This is a genomic window from Effusibacillus lacus (assembly GCF_002335525.1).
GTDB classification, from domain to species: domain Bacteria; phylum Bacillota; class Bacilli; order Tumebacillales; family Effusibacillaceae; genus Effusibacillus; species Effusibacillus lacus.
The window spans coordinates 44,676-62,299 of the sequence record NZ_BDUF01000053.1 but is presented as its reverse complement, the minus strand read 5'-3'; the positions used below and the strand labels follow the sequence as shown (position 1 = coordinate 62,299).

Sequence of the window (17,624 nt, the reverse complement as noted above, 5' to 3'; positions counted from 1 at the left end):
CTCCCCAAACTTTGCAAACTACGATAAAATGTACAATAATGTTCAAGATGACCAACACTTTTGTCAAATATTGAACACATGTGTATAGAGGTGACTTTCATGAAAACTTCCAGAGCCGAATCGGTCCTGCAAACCCTGTTGGACACGGTTAACGAAGCGATTACCATCGTGGATGAAGACGGCACCGTCACCCATTGGAACCGGGCGGCGGAAGAACTCTATCGGATTCCCGCAGCGGAAATTATCGGCAAGAACATTGCCGACTTCGGTTGGAACTCCCTGATGATTGCGCAAATCCTCAAGGAAGGCCGCCCCATCCGGCAAGCCTATCACGAACCACGCCCGGGGACGCATGTTCTAGTCAACACATCTCCCGTTGTATCCGGCAGCACAATCACCGGCGCCATTTCCTCGGAACAGGACGTAACCAAACTGGTCCGCTTGGGCAACAAACTGTTCACAGCAGCTTCCCAACTGCAGTCGCTGGAAAAGGAAATCACCCGGTACGTCCCATCCGAAGACCCCTTTTTCCGGATCAAGGGGAACGGCCAGGCGATTACCCATGCGATCAGGGTGGCCCGCCGGGTATCGCCGACAGATGCGACCGTTCTGCTCACAGGAGAATCGGGTGTTGGCAAGGAACTGTTTGCCCATGCGATTCACAGCGCCAGTTCACGGGCAGGGAACAATTTTGTGGCCATCAACTGCGGCGCCATTCCCCCCGCTTTGTTTGAAAGTGAACTGTTCGGCTACCAGGGCGGATCCTTTACAGGGGCTGACCCCAAAGGACGGCCCGGAAAATTGGAGCTGGCGCACAAGGGAACCCTGTTCCTTGACGAGGTAGGCGAACTGCCTTTGGAGATGCAGGTCAAATTGCTTCGGGTGCTGCAGGAACGGCAGTTTTACCGGGTTGGCGGCGACAAGCCGGTCAAGGTGGACGTTCGCATCATAGCCGCCACCAACCGCAACCTGGAAGAACGAATTGCCGAAGGGGCTTTCCGTGAAGATCTGTATTACCGCCTGAACGTCGTCTCCGTGGAAATTCCCCCCTTACGGGAGCGAATCGAAGATATTCCGGAGCTTTTGCAATATATTACGAGTGAAATTGCTTTTCAGTACGGCAAGCCGGTACCCAGATTCGAACCGGAAGTCATTGTCGCACTCATGAATTATTCCTGGCCCGGCAACATCCGGCAACTGCGAAACATTCTGGAACGCCTGGTGATCTTGACCGACGACGAAGTAATCCGGCGAGAACATTTGCCGGCCTCCATCCAGGTTCCGAGATTGGACGCGGAGCCCCAGGTATCGGTTCACGCCCCTTCCGGTTTTAGGAAAGAAGGGCACAACGAACCCCAATCCGAATTGCAATTGATCCAAAACGCCCTGCGGACCACCTACGGCAACAAGGCGGCGGCCGCCAAGCTGCTCGGCATCTCAAGGGGAACCCTTTACAACAAAATGCGCAAATATGGACTTTAGGGGTTTGCCAGATATGCCTTGACGATACTGTCGTCCTGCCGGAGCTTTTCGGCAGTGTCTTGGATCGTGATTTGTCCCGTCTCGATCACGTACCCGGTATGGGCCAACTTGAGAGCCGCTTTCGCGTTTTGCTCCACCAGAAGGACGGTTGTTCCTTCCGAGTTGATTTTTTTGATGATCTTCATAATATCCTGAACCACAATGGGAGCCAGGCCCATTGAGGGTTCGTCAAGCATCAGCAGTTTCGGGCCGCTCATCAGTCCACGGCCTATGGCAAGCATTTGCTGTTCGCCGCCGGACAGGGTTCCCGCTTTTTGCTTGTGCCGTTCCTTCAAGCGGGGAAACAGTTCAAACACATGCTCCATCGTCCGTTTGACAAACTGTGTGTCTTTCCGTTTGGGGAAACTGCCCAACTCCAGATTCTCGGTCACCGTCATTGCTCCGAATACCCGGCGTCCTTCCGGCACGTGCACGATGCCTCTGTCAACAATTTGATGGGGGGACAGTTTGCCAATATCTTCCCCCTCAAAGCGGATGCTGCCGTTGCGGACTCGAACCAACTCGGAGATCGTCTTCAGGGTGGTGCTTTTGCCCGCACCATTGCTGCCGAGAAGCGTGACAATCTCCCCATTCCTGACTGACAGGCTGATTCCCCGCAATGCCTGAATCTTGCCATAATAGGCATCCACTTGGGTTAATTCAAGCTGATTGCTCATCGTCTTCCTCCTTCCCGAGATAAGCCTCGACCACGAGGGGGTTGTTAAGAACCTCGGCGGGAGTGCCTTCCGCAATTTTTTGCCCGTAATTGAGCACCAGAATATGTTCGGAAACCTGATTGACCAGACCCATGTCATGCTCAATCAGGACAATGGTCAGACGGAATTCCTGCCGGATGCGTCGGATCAGTTCAATCAATTCCAGCTTCTCGCCGTGGTTGAGTCCCGCTGCCGGTTCGTCCAGCAGCAGCAGTTTCGGTTGTGTGGCAAGTGCCCTCGCAATCTCCACGTGCCGTTGGATCCCGTAGGGAAGATTCTTTGCCAACCGGTGGGTGTATTGGGAGATCCCGACAAAGTCAATGCACTTCCCGGCAACCGAGCGAATCAGATTCTCTTCCTGCTTTTGTGCCCTGGTTCGGAACAGGGCGCCGAACACACCCTGCGAAGTCTTGCTGTGCATGCCGCTCATAACGTTTTCGAGCACCGACAGGTTGGGAAACAGCCGCAGGTTCTGAAATGTCCTGGCGATTCCCTTTTGCGTGATCAAGCTTGGCTTTCGGCCGACAAGGCTTTCCCCGTCAAACAGAATCTCGCCGCTTGTGGGTTTGTAAAAACCGGTAATCATGTTGAACAAGGAGGTCTTACCGGCACCGTTGGGACCTATCACGCTCATGATGATCCCTTCCGGAATCTCAAACGACAGGTCATTGACGGAGGTAATCCCCCCGAACTTTAACGTAAGGTGGTTAACTTGCAGAAGTGACATCCCTGCGTTCCCCCCATTTCTCATCAGCCTCGCCGTCCTTGCGTGCTGCCCAAAGGCCTTGCGGACGGAACAGCATCAACAGAACCAGCGCCGCTCCAAACAGCAGGAACCGCCAGTTCGCAAACTCCCGCATCGCCTCCGGAAGGACAATTACAATTACGGCACCCAGCACCACGCCCGGCAGCCGCCCGAGTCCCCCCAGGACGATCGCCAGCAGAATCATGACCGACTGCATGAAGTTAAAGCTCTCGGGAGCAATTGCCGACATCTTGACGGCAAACAATGAACCTGCGAAACCGCCGAACACCGCGCCCAATGCGTAGGCCAGCAATTTCATGCGAACCCGGTGAATCCCCATTGCTTCCGCCGCATCCTCATCCTCCCGAATGTACTGCCACGCCCTGCCGATTCTTGAGTGGCCCAGCCGGTAAACCGCAAACAGGGTAACAATGGCAAGAAGCAGCATTGCATAATAAAAATCGGTGATTTGGGTCAGCTTGTAACCAAAGACCTCCGGCCGCGGAATCCCGAAGATGCCCGAGGCCGACCCGGTAATCTCCAGATTTTTCGCGGAGATGCGGATAATCTCGCCAAAACCGAGCGTTACGATTGCCAGATAGTCGCTGCGCAAACGGAGTGTCGGCGCCCCGATGATCACTCCCGCAATTCCGGCAAACACGCCTGCAAGCAGGAAGGTGATCCAGAACGGGACCTGGTATTCGGTCATCAGAATGCCTGTAGTATAGGCTCCGACCGCAAAAAACGCGGCGTATCCAAGGTCAAGCAAACCGGCATAGCCGACCACGACGTTCAACCCAAGCGCCAATACGATGTAGAACAGGGCCATGGTCGCGACATCCATCCAATAATTGTTGCTGACAAGCGGCAGCAGGAACAGCACCAGTGCCAATCCCGCCAACGCATAAACGTTTCGCCCCAAATTCCGGTTCTTCATCCTACATCCTCTCCGTCACTTTTTCTCCGAGCAGACCCGTCGGTTTCAAAGTCAGAATCAGTATCAAAATGGCGAAAGCAAATACATCCTTCCATTCGCCGCCGATATAGATCGTCCCGAAGGTCTCCAGCAGCCCGAGCACCAGCCCTCCGAGCATCGCCCCGGGGATACTGCCGATTCCGCCGATAACGGCTGCCGTAAACGCCTTCAGCCCGACGATAAATCCCATCATGAAATTGATTTGACCGTAATAAAGGCCCGCCATCATACCGGCTGCCGCCGCCAGGGCCGAACCGATAAAGAAGGTTATGCCAATGATCCGGTGCACCGGAATCCCCATCAGTGAAGTGGCCGTCTGGTCGATGGCGATTGACCTCATCGCTTTGCCGTATAAAGTCCGGTGGACAAACCATTGCAGGGCAACCATCAGAAGAACCGACAAAAGGATAAGTCCGATTTGCGAATAAGTGACGGTAGCACCTGCAATCTGGAAGCCTGTGATCGGCAGTTGACTTGGGAATACCTTGAAACTGGGTCCGTAGGTCAACATTACACCGTTTTCAAGAACCAGCGAAACCCCGACCGCAGTAATCAAAATCGTCAGACGGGAGGAGTTCAACAGCGGACGGTAGGCCACCCGCTCGATCCCGATACCGAACAGTCCGGCCACGATCATGGCTGCAAGAAAGGCCATCGCGATCCCGAGCACTCCCGCATCTCCGGAAAGCAGCGACAAGGCCGAAAAGCCGGCAAACGCCCCGATCATGTACAGGTCGCCGTGGGCAAAGTTAAGCAGTTTGATGATTCCATAGACCATGGAGTACCCAAGGGCAATGAGACTGTAAAAAGACCCCACCACAAGCGCGTTGGTCAACTGTTGAATAAAGATGTCCATGGTGCCACTCCTTTCCAATTGATCCCATCAGCCAGTGAATCCCGGGTGAGACCCGGGATTCACATCTTGGGCTGAAGTGCTTTATTTCGAGAACTTGCCGTCCTTGACCTGAATCACGATGAAATTGGACTTCTCCAAAGTTCCGTCTTCTTTGAAAGAAACGTTGCCTCCGAATGTTTTGAATGCTTTTGTCTCTTTCAAAGCTTTCACGATTGCCGCTTTGTCGGTGGAACCGGCACGGGAGATGGCATCAGCCAGCAGGCGCATTCCGTCGTAGGAAAGGGCGGAGTAGGGACCGGGAGCCTGGCTGAATTTCTTCGTATAGGATTCGTTGAAGGATTTTGCTTCGGGCAGAAACTCCGGTGTCGGGCTGGTGGTCACGAATGTGCCTTCCGCAGCCTGTTTGCCCGCGATGTCGATCAGGGTCTTGTCGTTGGCACCGTCGCCCACGCCGATGACACCAGGAACGCCCAACTGCTTAAACTGCTTGATCAACAGTCCGCCAGCCGCATAATATGCCGTCCAGTAAGTTGCATCGGGTTTCGCGTTCTTCAGCTTGGTCAGAAGGGATGTGAAGTCTTTCTCTTCCGGATTCACCGCTTCAAATGCAACAACTTGTCCGCCTTTCTTTTCCACGGCCTTCTTAGTGATCTCCGCCAGATCTTTGGCGAAAGCGGAGTTGTCGTGAACGATGGCGATCCGTTTGCCGCCAAGTTTGGCGACCATGTGGTCAGCCGCAACTTCCCCCTGGTGTACGGTCGTACCGTTGACCAGGAAGATTTCCTTGTACCCTTGTGCCGGAATTTTTGCCGAGTTGGCGGCGGTCACAACCATCGGAATTCCTGCATTGTGGTACACACCGGAAGCCGGCAGTGTAGCCCCGGAGCAGTAGCCGCCAACGACCGCCACAACACCTTGCGATACGAGCTTGTTGGCAGCGGCCGTTGCCGTTTGCGGATCACAAGCGTCATCGGCAAATACAAGTTTGATCTTTTTTCCGTTGATACCGCCTTTGTCATTGATTTCGTCCGCTGCCAGCTGGATTGCGTTGTTGATGTCCTGGCCCATTTTGGCTTCGGAGCCGGTTGTCGGCGACTGAACGCCGATCAGGATTTCGGAGGCAGTTGATCCTCCCTGACTGCTGCCGCCACCGGATGTGCCGGCAGATCCGCATGCGGTTACGGCCAGCAAAGAAAAGACCGACAGTCCCAAACCAATTTTCTTCAAGACTTTCATTCTCTTTGTAACCCCCTTGGTCTGATTGAGTTCTAACTACCGATTGTTTGCATTTGACGCAATCGCTGCAAGTGTTTAAAATTTGACGCATTCATAAGCAATGTGTCTAAAATTTGAACACTTACGACACAATTTTACAACAGGAACTCTATTCCGACAACTAGCAATTTGCTAATTTATATAAATAGTTGCAATATAATATAGAATAGCTATAGCCAGATGAAGGATGATGTCCCCTATGCTGCACAAAGTAAAGGCGTTTCTTGACGTTCTGCTCGACTCTGTGAATGATGCAGTGACCGGCGTGGATCCCGACGGCACTGTTCTTTACTGGAACCAGGTGGCGGAACGAATTTACGGAATACCGAAAGAACAGATTGTGGGGAAAAAGATCGGGGAGTTTTTCCAGAAAGGATCGGTCATGCTGTTTCAGGTAATGGAGACCGGCTGTCCGGTCCACCAGCTCTACCACAAGCCGCGGCCTGACAAGCATGTGTTCATCAATGCCGTTCCGATCTACGATCAAGATGGGGAATTGATCGGTGCGTTCGCCATTGAGCAGGATATTACCCACACAGTCAAATTGAGCGAGGAACTGTACAGCAAACCTGAACTGCCCAACCCGTCCGATTCGGCACAATTGCTTGTCAACCGCAACAGCTCCATGCAGCAAATCATACAGACCCTGCGAGCCAACCCGGATCGCCATCTGTTAATCGGCGAACCGGGTGTCGGGAAGGACACACTTGCCTTGACGGCTCACCGGAGCGTGGCGAATTCAGGACCGTTCGTTACGGTGCCCTGCGACACAATTCCCGGAGGTTTGTTGGATTCCGAATTGTTCGGCTTTGAAAAAGAGGCTTTCGGCGGTGAGGAAGGTCGTTCCGGCAAGTTGGAAATGGCAACCGGCGGAACCCTTTACCTTAAGAACATCCATGTGCTTTCCCTGCCAACCCAAGCAAAGCTGGCACAAACCCTGAGCGAAAAAAACTTTCTCCGGGTCGGCGGAACAACTCCGATCCCTCTGGAAAGCCGCGTGATCGTGTCTGCTTCACCTGATATTGAGACACTGGTCCAAAACGGCCTGTTTCTGAAAGAATTGTATTATGCTTTCCAACCTGTGCACGTTCCTTCGCTCAATGAAAGAAAGGAAGATCTGCCGGAATTATGTCATCATTTTCTGAGCGAGGCGGCGCAACTGACGGGAAAAACGGTTCCCCGCCTGAGTTCGGAAGTAATGGCGGCCCTCACCACTTATCACTGGCCGGGAAATCTTCCGCAACTCCGAACAGTTATGGAGCACCTGGCCAACATCTCAGGAGGCAGGGAGATCACACTTGAAGATTTGCCGCCGTCCATTCGTCCGACCACTTTGTCGGATCTGGCGGCAGACTCGCTTCCTTTGGCCGCTTTGTCCGAAGAGATGGAACGGTCGAAAATTGAGGACGCTTTGCGGAAAACCGGAGGAAACAAAGCAGGTGCTGCCCGCCTGCTGGGAATTTCCCGGGGTTCCCTGTACTACAAGATGAAACAATACCGATTGTAAAGATGAGGGTAAGCCAAATGAATACGAAACCGCTTGTTCCACCCTATGCCGCACTTGTGATCGGAATTGCCGCCGTTTCCTCATCCGCAATTTTTGTCAAGTTGTGCGCTTCTTCCCCCGGCCTGATCGCAGCCTACCGGTTGCTGTTCACCGTCCTGCTGATGGTGCCGTTTATGATTGCGGCCAGATCGGCTGTCAGGAAATCACTGAAAACTTTCACCAAACTCGATCACTGGCTTTGTCTGGTGTCAGGAGTCTTTCTGGCATTCCATTTCATTACCTGGTTTGAGTCCTTGCGGTACACATCGGTTGCAAGTTCGGTAGTCCTTGTGTCCCTCCAGCCTCTGTTTACTTTTGCAGGTTCCATCTGGATCTTTAAGGAGCGCTTGTCGCAGAAATCCTGGTTTGGCGGAAGCCTTGCGATCTTTGGTTCCGTGGTGATCGGGTGGGGAGATTTCTCGTTGGGAGCAAACGCTTTGTACGGGGATCTGCTGGCCCTTTTTTCCGCGTTCCTGGTGTCCGTATACTGGTTGATCGGGCAACATGTGCGAACACATGCGGATTCCGGAACCTACACGTTCCTCGTATACGGTTTCAGCACCTTCACCCTGTTTGTCTATGTATTGGTCAGGGGTGAACCATTGCTTTCGCCGCCGCCGATGGATTGGGCATGGTTTTTGTCGTTGGCCGTGTTCCCCACCCTCCTGGGCCATTCGGTCTTCAATTGGGTGATTCGTTGGATTCCCGCCTCCGTCGTGTCGGTCAGCATCCTGGGAGAGGCGATCGGTGCCGCCATTCTTGCTTATTTCATCCTTGGAGAAACCGTCACCTTGCAGCAAACTGTCGGCGGCATTCTGCTGCTGGCCGGCATCTTCCTGTTTAACAGATATCACCAAGGATAATTTTCCCTCCCCCGATCATACTATCACTGTAAAAGTTCAGGTCTCGGACAATGACGCGGGAGGTCTACTCAAAAAATGGCCAATTCACACCAGTTTATAGCAGCTACCTTTACTTCGTATGAACAGGCTCGGGCGGCGGTGCAAAGTCTTCGCAATGCAGGTTACAACCGGTTTACAGCCACCTACATCGAAGGTCCCTCCGGACAGGCTGCCGCTGCTGATGATGGCTTGTTCAATTCCCCGGATGATATGGCTTCCACTCAGATGGCGGCTATGACTGCCAGCGGGATCCAACCGCCCTCCGGTTTGCCTGAACGGCTTGCCATGATGGGAGTTCCCGAAGAATACCGTGATTCTTATCTGGCTTCGATTCTTGGAGGACAGGTGTTGGCCGTAATCCGCAGCCGGGACAGCGTTCCCGCCATGATGAGCCAACTGTCGGGGTTTGCCACGTCGATCCGAACTTTTTGAAACACATATTGACGCATTTGGGTTCCGTCGGTACTATATAGAAAATGAATCACCGGATGAAAGCGGCGGGTGATACCGCCGCCGGACGAACCTCTGGAGAGACCCGGGAACGGGCGCCGAAGGGGCAAGCGCACAGCGCGAAACTCTCAGGCAAAAGGACAGGGGAGCCACGGACCGCCGCAATTGGCGGATTCTTGCTTATTCGTGTCTTCTTTGAGCCGTTCGCCTGAGAATGGCTCTTTATATTTTGTCAACAGGGAGAGAGAAACATGGAACAACGGGCTCTGATTACGGTAGTTGGCATCGACAGGATCGGCATTATCTCCCGGGTAACCGGCACTTTGGCAGAGAACCGGGTCAATATTGAAGATATCCGGCAGACCATCGTGGGCGAGTTTTTCACCATGATGCTGGTGGCTGACCTGAAGCAGTCCCTCTGCAGCCTTCAGGAATTGCAGAACCGCCTGGATGAAGTGGGCAGTGAAATTGGCGTTAAGATTACCGTGCAAAGCGAAGAACTGTTTCGCTCCATGCACCGGATTTAGGGGGAACTGTCATGAGCTACACGGTTCAGGAAGTGCTGGAAACCATCCGGATGGTGGAAACGGAACACCTGGATATTCGAACTGTTACCATGGGGATTCATCTGGATGACTGCAGAGCGGACACTTTGTCAGCAACGAAAGCCCGGATCCGGGACAAGATTCTGCGTTATGCAGACCGTTTGGTTCCAACTGTGAAGAATATCGAGCGGGAAATCGGCATTCCTGTTGTAAACAAGCGAATTTCCGTAACTCCCATTGCTCACGCAATACCCGGTCTGGATGAGGAAGGCTATATCGAAATCGCAGTGCAATTGGATTCCATCGCGTCTGAGTTGGGAGTTGATTTTCTCGGAGGGTTTTCCGCTCTGGTTCATAAAGGAATGACACCTTCCGCCCGGATGCTGATCGCTGCGATTCCGTCCGCATTATCAGTGACAACCCGGGTATGCTCCTCAGTTTCCGTCGCCTCCACCAAAGCCGGGATCAATATGGATGCGGTTTACCTCATGGGACGCACAATCAAACAAGCTGCGGAACAAACGGCAGACCGGAGTGGACTTGGTGCCGCCAAGCTGGTGGTATTCTGCAACCCCGTCGAGGACAATCCCTTCATGGCAGGTGCTTTCCACGGATTTGGCGAACCGGATGCGGTAATCAATGTCGGGGTCAGCGGCCCTGGGGTCGTGTTGTCCGCCCTGAAAAATCTGGGGGAAGATGTGGATTTCGGAACGATTGCCGAAACGATCAAGCGCACCGCGTTCAAGATTACACGCGTGGGCGAACTGGTCGGACGCAAAGCCGCCTCCGAACTGGGAGTGGCTTTCGGAATTATTGATCTCTCCCTGGCGCCTACCAATGCGATGGGCGACAGTGTGGCACAGATTCTGGAAGCCATGGGACTGGAACGGTGCGGAACACATGGAACGACAGCGGCGCTTGCCCTGTTAAATGATGCTGTGAAAAAAGGGGGTGCCATGGCCACTTCCTACCCTGGCGGTTTATCAGGCGCTTTTATCCCCGTATCGGAAGACAATGGGATGATTGCCGCGGTGGAAGCGGGGGCGTTGAGTCTGTCAAAGCTGGAAGCAATGACTTGCGTCTGCTCGGTGGGTCTGGATATGATCGCCGTCCCGGGAGACACCACGGCAGAGACACTGGCGGGCCTGATTGCCGATGAGATGGCGATCGGCATGATCAATAAGAAGACGACTGCGGTTCGCGTCATCCCCGTGCCGGGCGCTAAGCCCGGAGAGATGGCGGAGTTTGGCGGTCTGCTGGGACGGGCTCCAGTGATGGAAATGGTTCCTTTTTCCTCATCCGGGTTTGCCAAACGGGGCGGAAGGATCCCCGCACCGATCCAGTCGCTGACCAACTAAACAGGGAAAACTGAAGGCTGTCATATCTGCTGAGGAAATAAGGCTGATTGTCAGCCTTATTTTTGATTTTTTGATTGTCACTTCAAGAATAGAACTGATTTTCAGCCTTATTCGGGCGAGTTTCGAGGTGTACAAGCAAGAACTAGCATATAGGACTGAAAAACAGTCCTATTTCTGGGAGTACCTTTGAATCGACAAAAATAAGACTGAAATGCAGTCCTATTTTTTCTTACCTTTGCAGGTGGCAGCTTTCCTGTCCGTCAACTCCAATCTGCCAGAAATTGGGGGTGTAAATCAGGTGCGAAACTTAAGGCACTTATTTCACGTAGGTTTTTTCAGTTTCAACACCTTGTCCGGGTCTGCCACCAAGCGCCCATAATACTTACTTGATCTGAAATTGTGGATCTCCCGACAAGCTTTTGCCATCTTTTCCAGGATGTCTTTTTGTGGCAGCTCTTCCGGGCTCCAATAGTATATGTTCGTTTCATAAGTCTCGCCGCTGTCATCTTCACGCCGGTAATGGATTCGATCAGCCCTGACAAAGCCGTTTCTTTCATAGAACTTTACCCTTTTCTGCGTATCCTTGTCTTCTTGATCCACCGGCTCCACTTCCAGGATGATCGGCTTTCCTTTCTGTTTGAACCGGTTGATGACCTGGGTGCCGACCCCTTTTCCCCGTGTCCGGGGGTCTACAAGCAAATAATCGATAAATATAAATGAGGGAAATTCCGCATACATCACCACATAGTCTTCCGTTTCCTCTTTATGATACACGTCTTTGTCTTCAATCAGTTCCTGCAATTGTCCGGGGTCTTTCATTTCATGTTCGGGAAAATATTCATTTAGCCTCTTATACCACTCCATGACAAGAACCTCCCACAATCCCAAAATCTTAAATCCCCTAATGGAATTAGGGTGTGCCACAGGCAATAAAAAAAACCGCCCGTTTGGCAAGCCTTGAGCCAAGACAGGCGGAAATCCGCACTTCCCTATTTTCCCTGGAAATTTGGCTGTCGCTTTTCAACGAAAGCGCAAACCCCTTCTTTGTGATCATCGGTGGTCCTTATCATCGCCTGCGTGATCCGCTCCATTTCAAGGATATCCGACAGGTCAGACACGAGGGATTGATTGGCAATCCTCTTGATCTGGCCAATGGCGCGGCTGGGGCCTTCCGCCAGCTTCGCAGCATATCTGCCTGCTTCCTCAAACAGCTGATCTGCCGGATACAGCCGGTTGACCATGCCCCACTGGTGAGCGGTAACCGCATCGATCGGCTCCGCCAGGAACAACGCTTCTTTCGCCCGGTACAGCCCAATTGTTCTTGGCAGGAAAAACAGTCCTCCACCGTCCGAAATCAGTCCGACCTTGGCAAAGCTCATGATAAACTTGCTGTCTTCCGCAGCCAGAACCATGTCACAAGCCAATGCAAGACAAACCCCCGCACCGGCCGCATATCCATGAACCGCCGCCACAATCGGCACGTCCAGTTCACTCATCGCCAGAATCAATTGGTTTAATCGGCCGATGTGCTCGTAAGTCATGACAGGAGTGCCTTCCCCCATCTGCTTGACGTCGCCGCCCGCACTGAAGGATCGTCCTGCTCCCGACAGCAGCACCGCACGGATTTCAGAGTCATTCTTCGCTGTCTCCATGGCTTCCGTCAGCCCTTCAATCATATCCCGGCTGAAAGCGTTTAAAGCATCCGGGCGATTAAGAGTCACATGCAGAACTTTCCCTTCTTGTTTGACAAGCAAATCTTGTTGATTCATCTTTGATCCCCTCCCTTGAAACCTGTGATATGCCCCCCCTATACCAATCTATTTTATAACAATTTTAAAAAATGTCAGTATTTTATGCCGATTTTCTTTCCAGTAATTGGCTCCCCGTCAAAATAGGACAGAAAATCGGGGCATATTTGCTTTAGGATGAACAGCGCACCAAAAAAACTTGCCATTACTTATGATACGGTTCTCCTTAACCCCTCAACAGCGCATTGTAATTTTTTCCGTTTAATCCTGTGTGGTAAATAACTCCCGAAGATAATCCCGACGTGCATGAAGTATACGATGGATTATTACGTTCTTATCCAACAGCCTGTAGAAAACCAGATAGGGGTGCACAACAATAAAGCGATACCCACGCTCAACAAGAGTGTATTCCTCATCTGACAAAACCGATCCCAAATTAGGAAACTCTGCAAACTTACCGATTTGATCATTTAGCTTCTCCAGCATAATTTCTGCAGCGTAAACATTATCCTGCGATATAAACGAGAAAATCTCATCCATATCGTCAACTGCTGCAGGAGTATATTTAATCTTATTCCTTTGCGGCATTGATCTTTCTCCGCATCGTTGCTATAACTTGGTCATGTTCAATCAATTGTGCACCTTCGGCAACCTGCTTTTCTGCAACCAATAGCTTGGATTGCAATTTGATACGGGCCTCCATGCGTCGATATGCTTCATGGCTCATGACAACCAGGTCGGCTTCCCCATTACGTGTCAGCACGACCGGCTCATCAAGCTCGTGGCAGTATTTTGAAAAACCATTATAATCATTTCGGATTGTTGTCGACGGCTTAATATTCACTCCTTGCAACCCCTTTCGCATATCATTATTCTAACTGAATTCTATCATTTTTATGCCATTTATGCTATCCGCAAACCAACACTTGGACTAAATTCTTTAACCTGCACTTGAAATTCTTTCAGCGAAACTTGCTTCTCCTCTTCTTTCATAGGATCTACTATTAACATTCCCTATGCTTGTCGATCCTTCTTATGGCCCCGGCTCTGAAAAGCCAGGGCTCGATTCATGTTTGGCTCTGCGCGGAACAGATCCGTGCAAGAAAACTTCGCCGTTATTTCTGCTCCGGTGTTTGGACTCTCGTACCTCTCCCATAACACAGGGGCCCCTTGTCCCAGAAATTTTTCTCCGAACATCCCATGCATGGCATACCGGCACCAACTGGGGAGCACCCGACCCCGTTCCACCCCAAGCTTTCACAGGCATTGAAAGTCGATGGACCCTTGCAGCCAAGTTTCAAGAGACAGTACCCCTTTTTCGCCGCCTCATCATCATACGATTCCACAAATAATTTCTGATCAAAGAAAGGTTTTCGCTGACACAACTGATGGACTGTGCATTCATAGAACATCTTGGGCCGGCTCTTCTTGTCAAGCTCAGGCAGGGCATCGTATACGAGCAAATGCAACAGGGTTCCCACCATGACTTCCGCGATGGGGGGCAACCGGGCACAAGCACAACCGGCGCATCCGGGATCAATTCCGGGAGGGAGACCGCGCCTGTCGGGTTCGGATTGGCAACAGGGATTCCTCCCCATGCGGAACAGCTCCCGTATGCGAAAACCGCTTTGGCTCCCTTGGCCACTTCCATAATATCCTCTCTTACAGATCGTCCGGCAACCGTCAAGCATTCGTCCCGCAACGGGATTGCCCCTTCCACAACCAGTACGTACTCCCTTTTATACTTTTCAATCGCCAATTCTTTGGCATGTTCCAATTGTCCCCCCGACGAGGCGGAAAGAAACTCGCTATATTCCAACGAAATCCAATCCATAAGAATGTCGGCTGCACTTGGTCGTGTGGATTTAAGGAAAGATTCGCTGCATCCGGTGCAATCCAGGGCATTGATCCAGATGACCGGAGTCCGTTTCTTCTTTACGGCCTCTCGCAACCGTTCCTTATCAAACCCGTACAGTCGGGACCATGCCTCAATGTTGAGTTCCAATTCATGTCCGCTGCGGTCCAAAGCATAAGCCTCAAAGGTCGGTTTCATTGTTGGGATCCTCCACTATTCGTTATTCACCTTCCTTTAAAATTATATTATATTTTAAATTTATAATTGGTAATTTTTTGTACCCTTACTTACTTTGACAGTTCATCGAACATCGAGTGTCGTTTCTTGTAGGAGAGTGGCCAAATGCAGTTGGCTGACATTGCCTAAAACGAAACCCTTCCCTGGCGAATACCGCATTCGGCGCAAGTAAATCTTGACATGATATAATTTAACTGTGGGCAGTTAAGGGGGAGACAGCTTTGATTGTTGAGATCTGTGAGACAAATGAAACTCGGGAACTTATCGGTGAAATACGTACTGCATTTCCAGATGCGGAAATTGTGGTCTACTCGTGTTTGGAACGCTGCAACGCATGTTATCTTACCCTGTTCGTGCTGATTGACGGAACTCTGGTTGAAGCCTATTCCCCGCAACAACTGTTGGAGAAGATCAAGCAGTTCCAATGATAGAATAAATAAAATGACAAAGGAAGTGGTGACATGGATGTATTGTCAGCGATCGAGAAAAGAAGGGAGATTACAAGTTTTAAGCCGGATTCGATTCCCCCGGAACTGCTTGACAAATTGATACGCTCCGCCTATCTGGCTCCGAGCGGCAACAATCTGCCGTCCCGCGAGTTCATCCTGGTTACCGACCGTGACAAATTGCAAAGTTTAGCAGCCACTACACCCTATATGAAGTGGCTGGAACAAAGCGCGGCCGCAGTGGTGATTGTCAGTGACCAACAACTCAGCAAGTATTGGCTGCAGGATGCCTCGATCGCCGGCGGATTCCTCTGGTTAACGGCGGTGTCCCTCGGACTTGGTGCCGCATGGGGCGCGGTCTATCACTCGGAAGATCCGGAAGAATCGGCAAAAAGAGAACGATACGCCCGTGAACAACTGGGGATTCCGGAGCACCTGCGGGTGGTTGCGATTCTTGGTCTTGGATGGCCTGCGGCCGAGCCAAGCCCGAAAGAGATGTATCCGGTGGAGAGGGTTGTACACACAGAAACATATCCGGCTCCAAGCAGCAAGGAAAGCCGAGATTAACGGTTCACAAACCGTATTTCCGGCTAAGTCACCTTGCAAGATGAAATAACGGCACCCAGTACTGTTAAATAACCTCAGTGAAAAATTAACGGCACCACGTGCCGCTAAATAACCTCAAGTGAAGAGTTAACGGCACCCAGTGCCGCTAAGCGGGCCGGAACGGCCGGAGATGAACAAATAACGGCACCCGGTGCCGCTAAAAATATAGGCCCGGTCACGGACCGGGCCTTGTTGTTTCGGTTAGACAGGTTATGCAGATACAGCCAAAAACTCATCCAACTTTGCCTGAAAAGCAGGGACGCCCACACGCTTCACGAATGCGTGGAACGATTCTCCCTCCGTCCGGTTCTCCTTATAGAAGTTCACAAGATGGGCAACCATAGGTTTCGGGAACGGGGTCAATCGCTTAAGTACCGGTTCCTGCAGCAGATCTTCCAGTTTCTCATCCGGGATGTTCGGCAGGATCGCCGTTTCACAATGTCTAGGGAATTTTGCGGTCAGGCTTGTCATATGTTTTGGGGAGGAGGGATGCTTGCATGGGTTTCCTGTCAACGGTCATAATCGACTTTTGTGTCGCCCTGGGAATGGTACTTGGCGGTTCGATGATCGGAGCCGTTGGCGCCCTGATCACCCACCACCCGCCGATGGACACCATGCTGAAATTGGCCGACCAGTTGAAAATATGGGCACTATTGGCCGCACTCGGAGGCTCAATGGACACGTTAAAGATCATTGGTGACGGGGTCTGGGAATTTAAATTCAATCCGGTGCTCAAGCAGTTCGCCTACCTGGTAGCCTGTTTCCTGGGATGCCAGACAGGATTTTACCTTGTGAAATGGATCGTGTTGGGAAGGGAATCGTAATGCAGAGACTGGGGGCGTTTATGGTCGGGGTGCTCGTTGGGGCAGCCGCTCTTCTGGCAGTGAAAGGTCACGATCTGGACCTTCTCTATTTGCAGATTCGCAAGCTGCGGACAGAAAATGCACAGCTGCAGGAGGAAATCACATCTTTAAAAAAAGATTTTCTGGACAAGCAAAAGCAAAGTATCCGCAAAGTGCGCAGGATTGAAGTGGATGTGAAAGCTCCGGACGAGTTTACCAAGCTTGCAATTGCGAGGCATTTAAAATCTCGCATGCATCCCCTCATCAACAAAGAACTGGGGTATCTCGAGTCGGATCCCCAGCTGGTAACACAATTGATTGAAGGACGAACCTATACCTATGAAAATCAGGTTTATCAATTGAAGGTGGAAGCCGTTTTCATCGGGGAAACTTTACGCATCTGGGTGTTTGCAGGCAAACAGACAACGGGAACCTGATTACCTTAGTCATCCCATTGTCTATCATGGTCCGGCGGTTCTTCCACCGGCACCGGCTCTGTCTGGATCTTATCGTCAGTTTCCGATTCGTGCAGGGTGATGCCGATTTTCAATGAGCTTCCCCGCAAGGACCCAATTTGCAAAGACCCGATGTTGTATGTCACATTCACGGATGCATCGCCTCCAGATAGCACAGGCGTTCATCCAACAACCGGTGTTGCTCTTCCAGCGTCTGCAGGCGTTGCCCATATTCTTGAATCTGGTCTTTCACCTCCTGCAGATTTTGTTCCAACTCCAGCATGCGTTCCCTAGCCGTTTTCCTGCCGGCCGAACCTTGTCCACCGCTTCCCTGTATCCTTTTGTCCATTTCGTTCCCCATATGAACCCCCAGATCCAAGATTCCATTTTGAATGCTTTCCACTGTCAAATTTTCAATATGGTATTCAATTGTACCGACTCTTGATTCCTCGCGAAGTTTCTGGATTTCCTGTTCGATGGCCTCCAGACGAAGCTTCAGTAAAGAGATTTCTTGATACCATGCCTGATAGATAGCCGTCACCCCC

24 protein-coding genes and 1 riboswitch are annotated in these 17,624 nt (G+C 51.6%); of the genes, 10 read left to right on the top strand and 14 right to left on the bottom strand.

The genetic code is table 11. The features are described from left to right. The first annotated feature begins 99 nt into the window (after window positions 1–99). Window positions 100–1,482, top strand: a complete 1,383-nt coding sequence (locus tag EFBL_RS09920) for a sigma-54 interaction domain-containing protein (RefSeq protein WP_096181977.1) — start codon at window positions 100–102, stop codon at window positions 1,480–1,482. Here EFBL_RS09920 and EFBL_RS09915 read toward each other — a convergent pair. The 5 genes from EFBL_RS09915 to EFBL_RS09895 form a co-directional block, all read right to left on the bottom strand. Beyond that, window positions 1,479–2,198 (bottom strand): ABC transporter ATP-binding protein, encoded by a 720-nt coding sequence (locus tag EFBL_RS09915; RefSeq protein WP_096181976.1) that lies wholly within the window; start codon window positions 2,196–2,198, stop codon window positions 1,479–1,481. The two genes, EFBL_RS09920 and EFBL_RS09915, sit on opposite strands and share 4 nt — an antisense overlap. Then, a complete protein-coding gene (locus EFBL_RS09910) occupies window positions 2,182–2,964 on the bottom strand; it encodes an ABC transporter ATP-binding protein (protein WP_096181975.1) in 783 nt (260 codons plus the stop codon). Before EFBL_RS09910 ends, EFBL_RS09915 begins: the two co-directional genes overlap by 17 nt. After that, window positions 2,945–3,919, bottom strand: a complete 975-nt coding sequence (locus EFBL_RS09905; protein WP_096181974.1) for a branched-chain amino acid ABC transporter permease — start codon at window positions 3,917–3,919, stop codon at window positions 2,945–2,947. The genes EFBL_RS09910 and EFBL_RS09905 overlap by 20 nt, the downstream gene beginning before the upstream one ends. A gap of 1 nt (window position 3,920) precedes the next feature. Beyond that, window positions 3,921–4,814 (bottom strand): branched-chain amino acid ABC transporter permease, encoded by an 894-nt coding sequence (locus EFBL_RS09900; RefSeq protein WP_096181973.1) that lies wholly within the window; start codon window positions 4,812–4,814, stop codon window positions 3,921–3,923. 81 nt (window positions 4,815–4,895) lie between these two features. Next, complete coding sequence (locus EFBL_RS09895) at window positions 4,896–6,050, bottom strand: branched-chain amino acid ABC transporter substrate-binding protein (protein WP_096181972.1); 1,155 nt, start codon at window positions 6,048–6,050, stop codon at window positions 4,896–4,898. A gap of 238 nt (window positions 6,051–6,288) precedes the next feature. On the opposite strand from EFBL_RS09895, the gene EFBL_RS09890 reads away from it, so the two are divergent. From EFBL_RS09890 to EFBL_RS09870, 5 genes are all read left to right on the top strand, one after another. After that, window positions 6,289–7,596 carry a sigma-54 interaction domain-containing protein gene (locus EFBL_RS09890; RefSeq protein WP_165912645.1) on the top strand — a complete coding sequence of 436 codons (1,308 nt, stop codon included), beginning with the start codon at window positions 6,289–6,291 and terminating at the stop codon, window positions 7,594–7,596. 17 nt (window positions 7,597–7,613) lie between these two features. Next, window positions 7,614–8,498, top strand: a complete 885-nt coding sequence (locus EFBL_RS09885; RefSeq protein WP_096181970.1) for a DMT family transporter — start codon at window positions 7,614–7,616, stop codon at window positions 8,496–8,498. Window positions 8,499–8,573: 75 nt separating this feature from the next. Next, window positions 8,574–8,969: a hypothetical protein gene (locus EFBL_RS09880; protein ID WP_096181969.1), complete on the top strand. Its 396-nt coding sequence runs from the start codon at window positions 8,574–8,576 to the stop codon at window positions 8,967–8,969. Window positions 8,970–9,052: 83 nt separating this feature from the next. Next, a riboswitch (glycine riboswitch) is annotated at window positions 9,053–9,141 on the top strand. Between the two features lie 97 nt (window positions 9,142–9,238). After that, the gene (locus EFBL_RS09875) at window positions 9,239–9,514 is read left to right on the top strand and encodes an ACT domain-containing protein (protein ID WP_096181968.1); all 276 of its coding nucleotides are present in this window, start codon (window positions 9,239–9,241) and stop codon (window positions 9,512–9,514) included. An 11-nt stretch (window positions 9,515–9,525) separates the two neighbouring features. Next, window positions 9,526–10,890 carry a PFL family protein gene (locus EFBL_RS09870; RefSeq protein ID WP_096181967.1) on the top strand — a complete coding sequence of 455 codons (1,365 nt, stop codon included), beginning with the start codon at window positions 9,526–9,528 and terminating at the stop codon, window positions 10,888–10,890. Window positions 10,891–11,211: 321 nt separating this feature from the next. Here the strand turns inward: EFBL_RS09870 and EFBL_RS09865 are convergent, their stop codons facing one another. The 6 genes from EFBL_RS09865 to EFBL_RS09840 all read right to left on the bottom strand — a co-directional run bounded on the left by EFBL_RS09865 (window position 11,212) and on the right by EFBL_RS09840 (window position 14,691). Next, the gene (locus tag EFBL_RS09865) at window positions 11,212–11,754 is read right to left on the bottom strand and encodes a GNAT family N-acetyltransferase (protein WP_096181966.1); all 543 of its coding nucleotides are present in this window, start codon (window positions 11,752–11,754) and stop codon (window positions 11,212–11,214) included. Window positions 11,755–11,879: 125 nt separating this feature from the next. Then, window positions 11,880–12,659 (bottom strand): enoyl-CoA hydratase/isomerase family protein, encoded by a 780-nt coding sequence (locus tag EFBL_RS09860; protein WP_096181965.1) that lies wholly within the window; start codon window positions 12,657–12,659, stop codon window positions 11,880–11,882. 240 nt (window positions 12,660–12,899) lie between these two features. Further along, window positions 12,900–13,226: a type II toxin-antitoxin system RelE/ParE family toxin gene (locus tag EFBL_RS09855; RefSeq protein ID WP_096181964.1), complete on the bottom strand. Its 327-nt coding sequence runs from the start codon at window positions 13,224–13,226 to the stop codon at window positions 12,900–12,902. Next, window positions 13,210–13,482: a type II toxin-antitoxin system Phd/YefM family antitoxin gene (locus EFBL_RS09850; RefSeq protein WP_096181963.1), complete on the bottom strand. Its 273-nt coding sequence runs from the start codon at window positions 13,480–13,482 to the stop codon at window positions 13,210–13,212. The genes EFBL_RS09855 and EFBL_RS09850 overlap by 17 nt, the downstream gene beginning before the upstream one ends. A gap of 271 nt (window positions 13,483–13,753) precedes the next feature. Beyond that, window positions 13,754–14,050: a hypothetical protein gene (locus tag EFBL_RS21865; protein WP_131927740.1), complete on the bottom strand. Its 297-nt coding sequence runs from the start codon at window positions 14,048–14,050 to the stop codon at window positions 13,754–13,756. After that, the gene (locus tag EFBL_RS09840) at window positions 13,936–14,691 is read right to left on the bottom strand and encodes a hydrogenase small subunit (protein ID WP_096181961.1); all 756 of its coding nucleotides are present in this window, start codon (window positions 14,689–14,691) and stop codon (window positions 13,936–13,938) included. Before EFBL_RS09840 ends, EFBL_RS21865 begins: the two co-directional genes overlap by 115 nt. A 260-nt stretch (window positions 14,692–14,951) precedes the next feature. Here EFBL_RS09840 and EFBL_RS09835 point away from each other — a divergent pair, with 260 nt between their 5' ends. Together EFBL_RS09835 and EFBL_RS09830 are read left to right on the top strand one after the other, a co-directional pair. Beyond that, window positions 14,952–15,158: a DUF1450 domain-containing protein gene (locus tag EFBL_RS09835; RefSeq protein ID WP_165912646.1), complete on the top strand. Its 207-nt coding sequence runs from the start codon at window positions 14,952–14,954 to the stop codon at window positions 15,156–15,158. Between the two features lie 33 nt (window positions 15,159–15,191). Then, on the top strand, window positions 15,192–15,743 hold the full coding sequence (locus EFBL_RS09830; protein ID WP_096181959.1) for a nitroreductase family protein: 552 nt from the start codon (window positions 15,192–15,194) through the stop codon (window positions 15,741–15,743). A 249-nt stretch (window positions 15,744–15,992) separates the two neighbouring features. On the opposite strand, the gene EFBL_RS09825 is transcribed toward EFBL_RS09830, so the two are convergent. Next, window positions 15,993–16,295: a hypothetical protein gene (locus tag EFBL_RS09825; RefSeq protein ID WP_216640717.1), complete on the bottom strand. Its 303-nt coding sequence runs from the start codon at window positions 16,293–16,295 to the stop codon at window positions 15,993–15,995. On the opposite strand from EFBL_RS09825, the gene EFBL_RS09820 reads away from it, so the two are divergent. Further along, window positions 16,280–16,606 (top strand): YtrH family sporulation protein, encoded by a 327-nt coding sequence (locus tag EFBL_RS09820; protein WP_096181957.1) that lies wholly within the window; start codon window positions 16,280–16,282, stop codon window positions 16,604–16,606. The genes EFBL_RS09825 and EFBL_RS09820 overlap by 16 nt on opposite strands. Next, window positions 16,606–17,061: a sporulation membrane protein YtrI gene (locus EFBL_RS09815; protein ID WP_096181956.1), complete on the top strand. Its 456-nt coding sequence runs from the start codon at window positions 16,606–16,608 to the stop codon at window positions 17,059–17,061. Before EFBL_RS09820 ends, EFBL_RS09815 begins: the two co-directional genes overlap by 1 nt. Before the next feature lie 5 nt (window positions 17,062–17,066). Here EFBL_RS09815 and EFBL_RS20545 read toward each other — a convergent pair whose 3' ends face one another. Together EFBL_RS20545 and EFBL_RS09810 are read right to left on the bottom strand one after the other, a co-directional pair. Further along, window positions 17,067–17,231, bottom strand: a complete 165-nt coding sequence (locus EFBL_RS20545) for a hypothetical protein (protein ID WP_165912647.1) — start codon at window positions 17,229–17,231, stop codon at window positions 17,067–17,069. Beyond that, window positions 17,228–17,620 (bottom strand): hypothetical protein, encoded by a 393-nt coding sequence (locus EFBL_RS09810; protein ID WP_096181955.1) that lies wholly within the window; start codon window positions 17,618–17,620, stop codon window positions 17,228–17,230. The genes EFBL_RS20545 and EFBL_RS09810 overlap by 4 nt, the downstream gene beginning before the upstream one ends. Window positions 17,621–17,624 lie beyond the last annotated feature (4 nt).

Bases quoted from the DNA above. Each gene is read 5' to 3' on its own strand.
- EFBL_RS09920 (WP_096181977.1), top strand. From the start codon at position 100: ATGAAAACTTCCAGAGCCGAATCGGTCCTGCAAACCCTGTTGGACACG.
- EFBL_RS09915 (WP_096181976.1), bottom strand. From the start codon at position 2,198: ATGAGCAATCAGCTTGAATTAACCCAAGTGGATGCCTATTATGGCAAG.
- EFBL_RS09910 (WP_096181975.1), bottom strand. From the start codon at position 2,964: ATGTCACTTCTGCAAGTTAACCACCTTACGTTAAAGTTCGGGGGGATT.
- EFBL_RS09905 (WP_096181974.1), bottom strand. From the start codon at position 3,919: ATGAAGAACCGGAATTTGGGGCGAAACGTTTATGCGTTGGCGGGATTG.
- EFBL_RS09900 (WP_096181973.1), bottom strand. From the start codon at position 4,814: ATGGACATCTTTATTCAACAGTTGACCAACGCGCTTGTGGTGGGGTCT.
- EFBL_RS09895 (WP_096181972.1), bottom strand. From the start codon at position 6,050: ATGAAAGTCTTGAAGAAAATTGGTTTGGGACTGTCGGTCTTTTCTTTG.
- EFBL_RS09890 (WP_165912645.1), top strand. From the start codon at position 6,289: ATGCTGCACAAAGTAAAGGCGTTTCTTGACGTTCTGCTCGACTCTGTG.
- EFBL_RS09885 (WP_096181970.1), top strand. From the start codon at position 7,614: ATGAATACGAAACCGCTTGTTCCACCCTATGCCGCACTTGTGATCGGA.
- EFBL_RS09880 (WP_096181969.1), top strand. From the start codon at position 8,574: ATGGCCAATTCACACCAGTTTATAGCAGCTACCTTTACTTCGTATGAA.
- EFBL_RS09875 (WP_096181968.1), top strand. From the start codon at position 9,239: ATGGAACAACGGGCTCTGATTACGGTAGTTGGCATCGACAGGATCGGC.
- EFBL_RS09870 (WP_096181967.1), top strand. From the start codon at position 9,526: ATGAGCTACACGGTTCAGGAAGTGCTGGAAACCATCCGGATGGTGGAA.
- EFBL_RS09865 (WP_096181966.1), bottom strand. From the start codon at position 11,754: ATGGAGTGGTATAAGAGGCTAAATGAATATTTTCCCGAACATGAAATG.
- EFBL_RS09860 (WP_096181965.1), bottom strand. From the start codon at position 12,659: ATGAATCAACAAGATTTGCTTGTCAAACAAGAAGGGAAAGTTCTGCAT.
- EFBL_RS09855 (WP_096181964.1), bottom strand. From the start codon at position 13,226: ATGCCGCAAAGGAATAAGATTAAATATACTCCTGCAGCAGTTGACGAT.
- EFBL_RS21865 (WP_131927740.1), bottom strand. From the start codon at position 14,050: ATGTTCTATGAATGCACAGTCCATCAGTTGTGTCAGCGAAAACCTTTC.
- EFBL_RS09840 (WP_096181961.1), bottom strand. From the start codon at position 14,691: ATGAAACCGACCTTTGAGGCTTATGCTTTGGACCGCAGCGGACATGAA.
- EFBL_RS09830 (WP_096181959.1), top strand. From the start codon at position 15,192: ATGGATGTATTGTCAGCGATCGAGAAAAGAAGGGAGATTACAAGTTTT.
- EFBL_RS09820 (WP_096181957.1), top strand. From the start codon at position 16,280: ATGGGTTTCCTGTCAACGGTCATAATCGACTTTTGTGTCGCCCTGGGA.
- EFBL_RS09815 (WP_096181956.1), top strand. From the start codon at position 16,606: ATGCAGAGACTGGGGGCGTTTATGGTCGGGGTGCTCGTTGGGGCAGCC.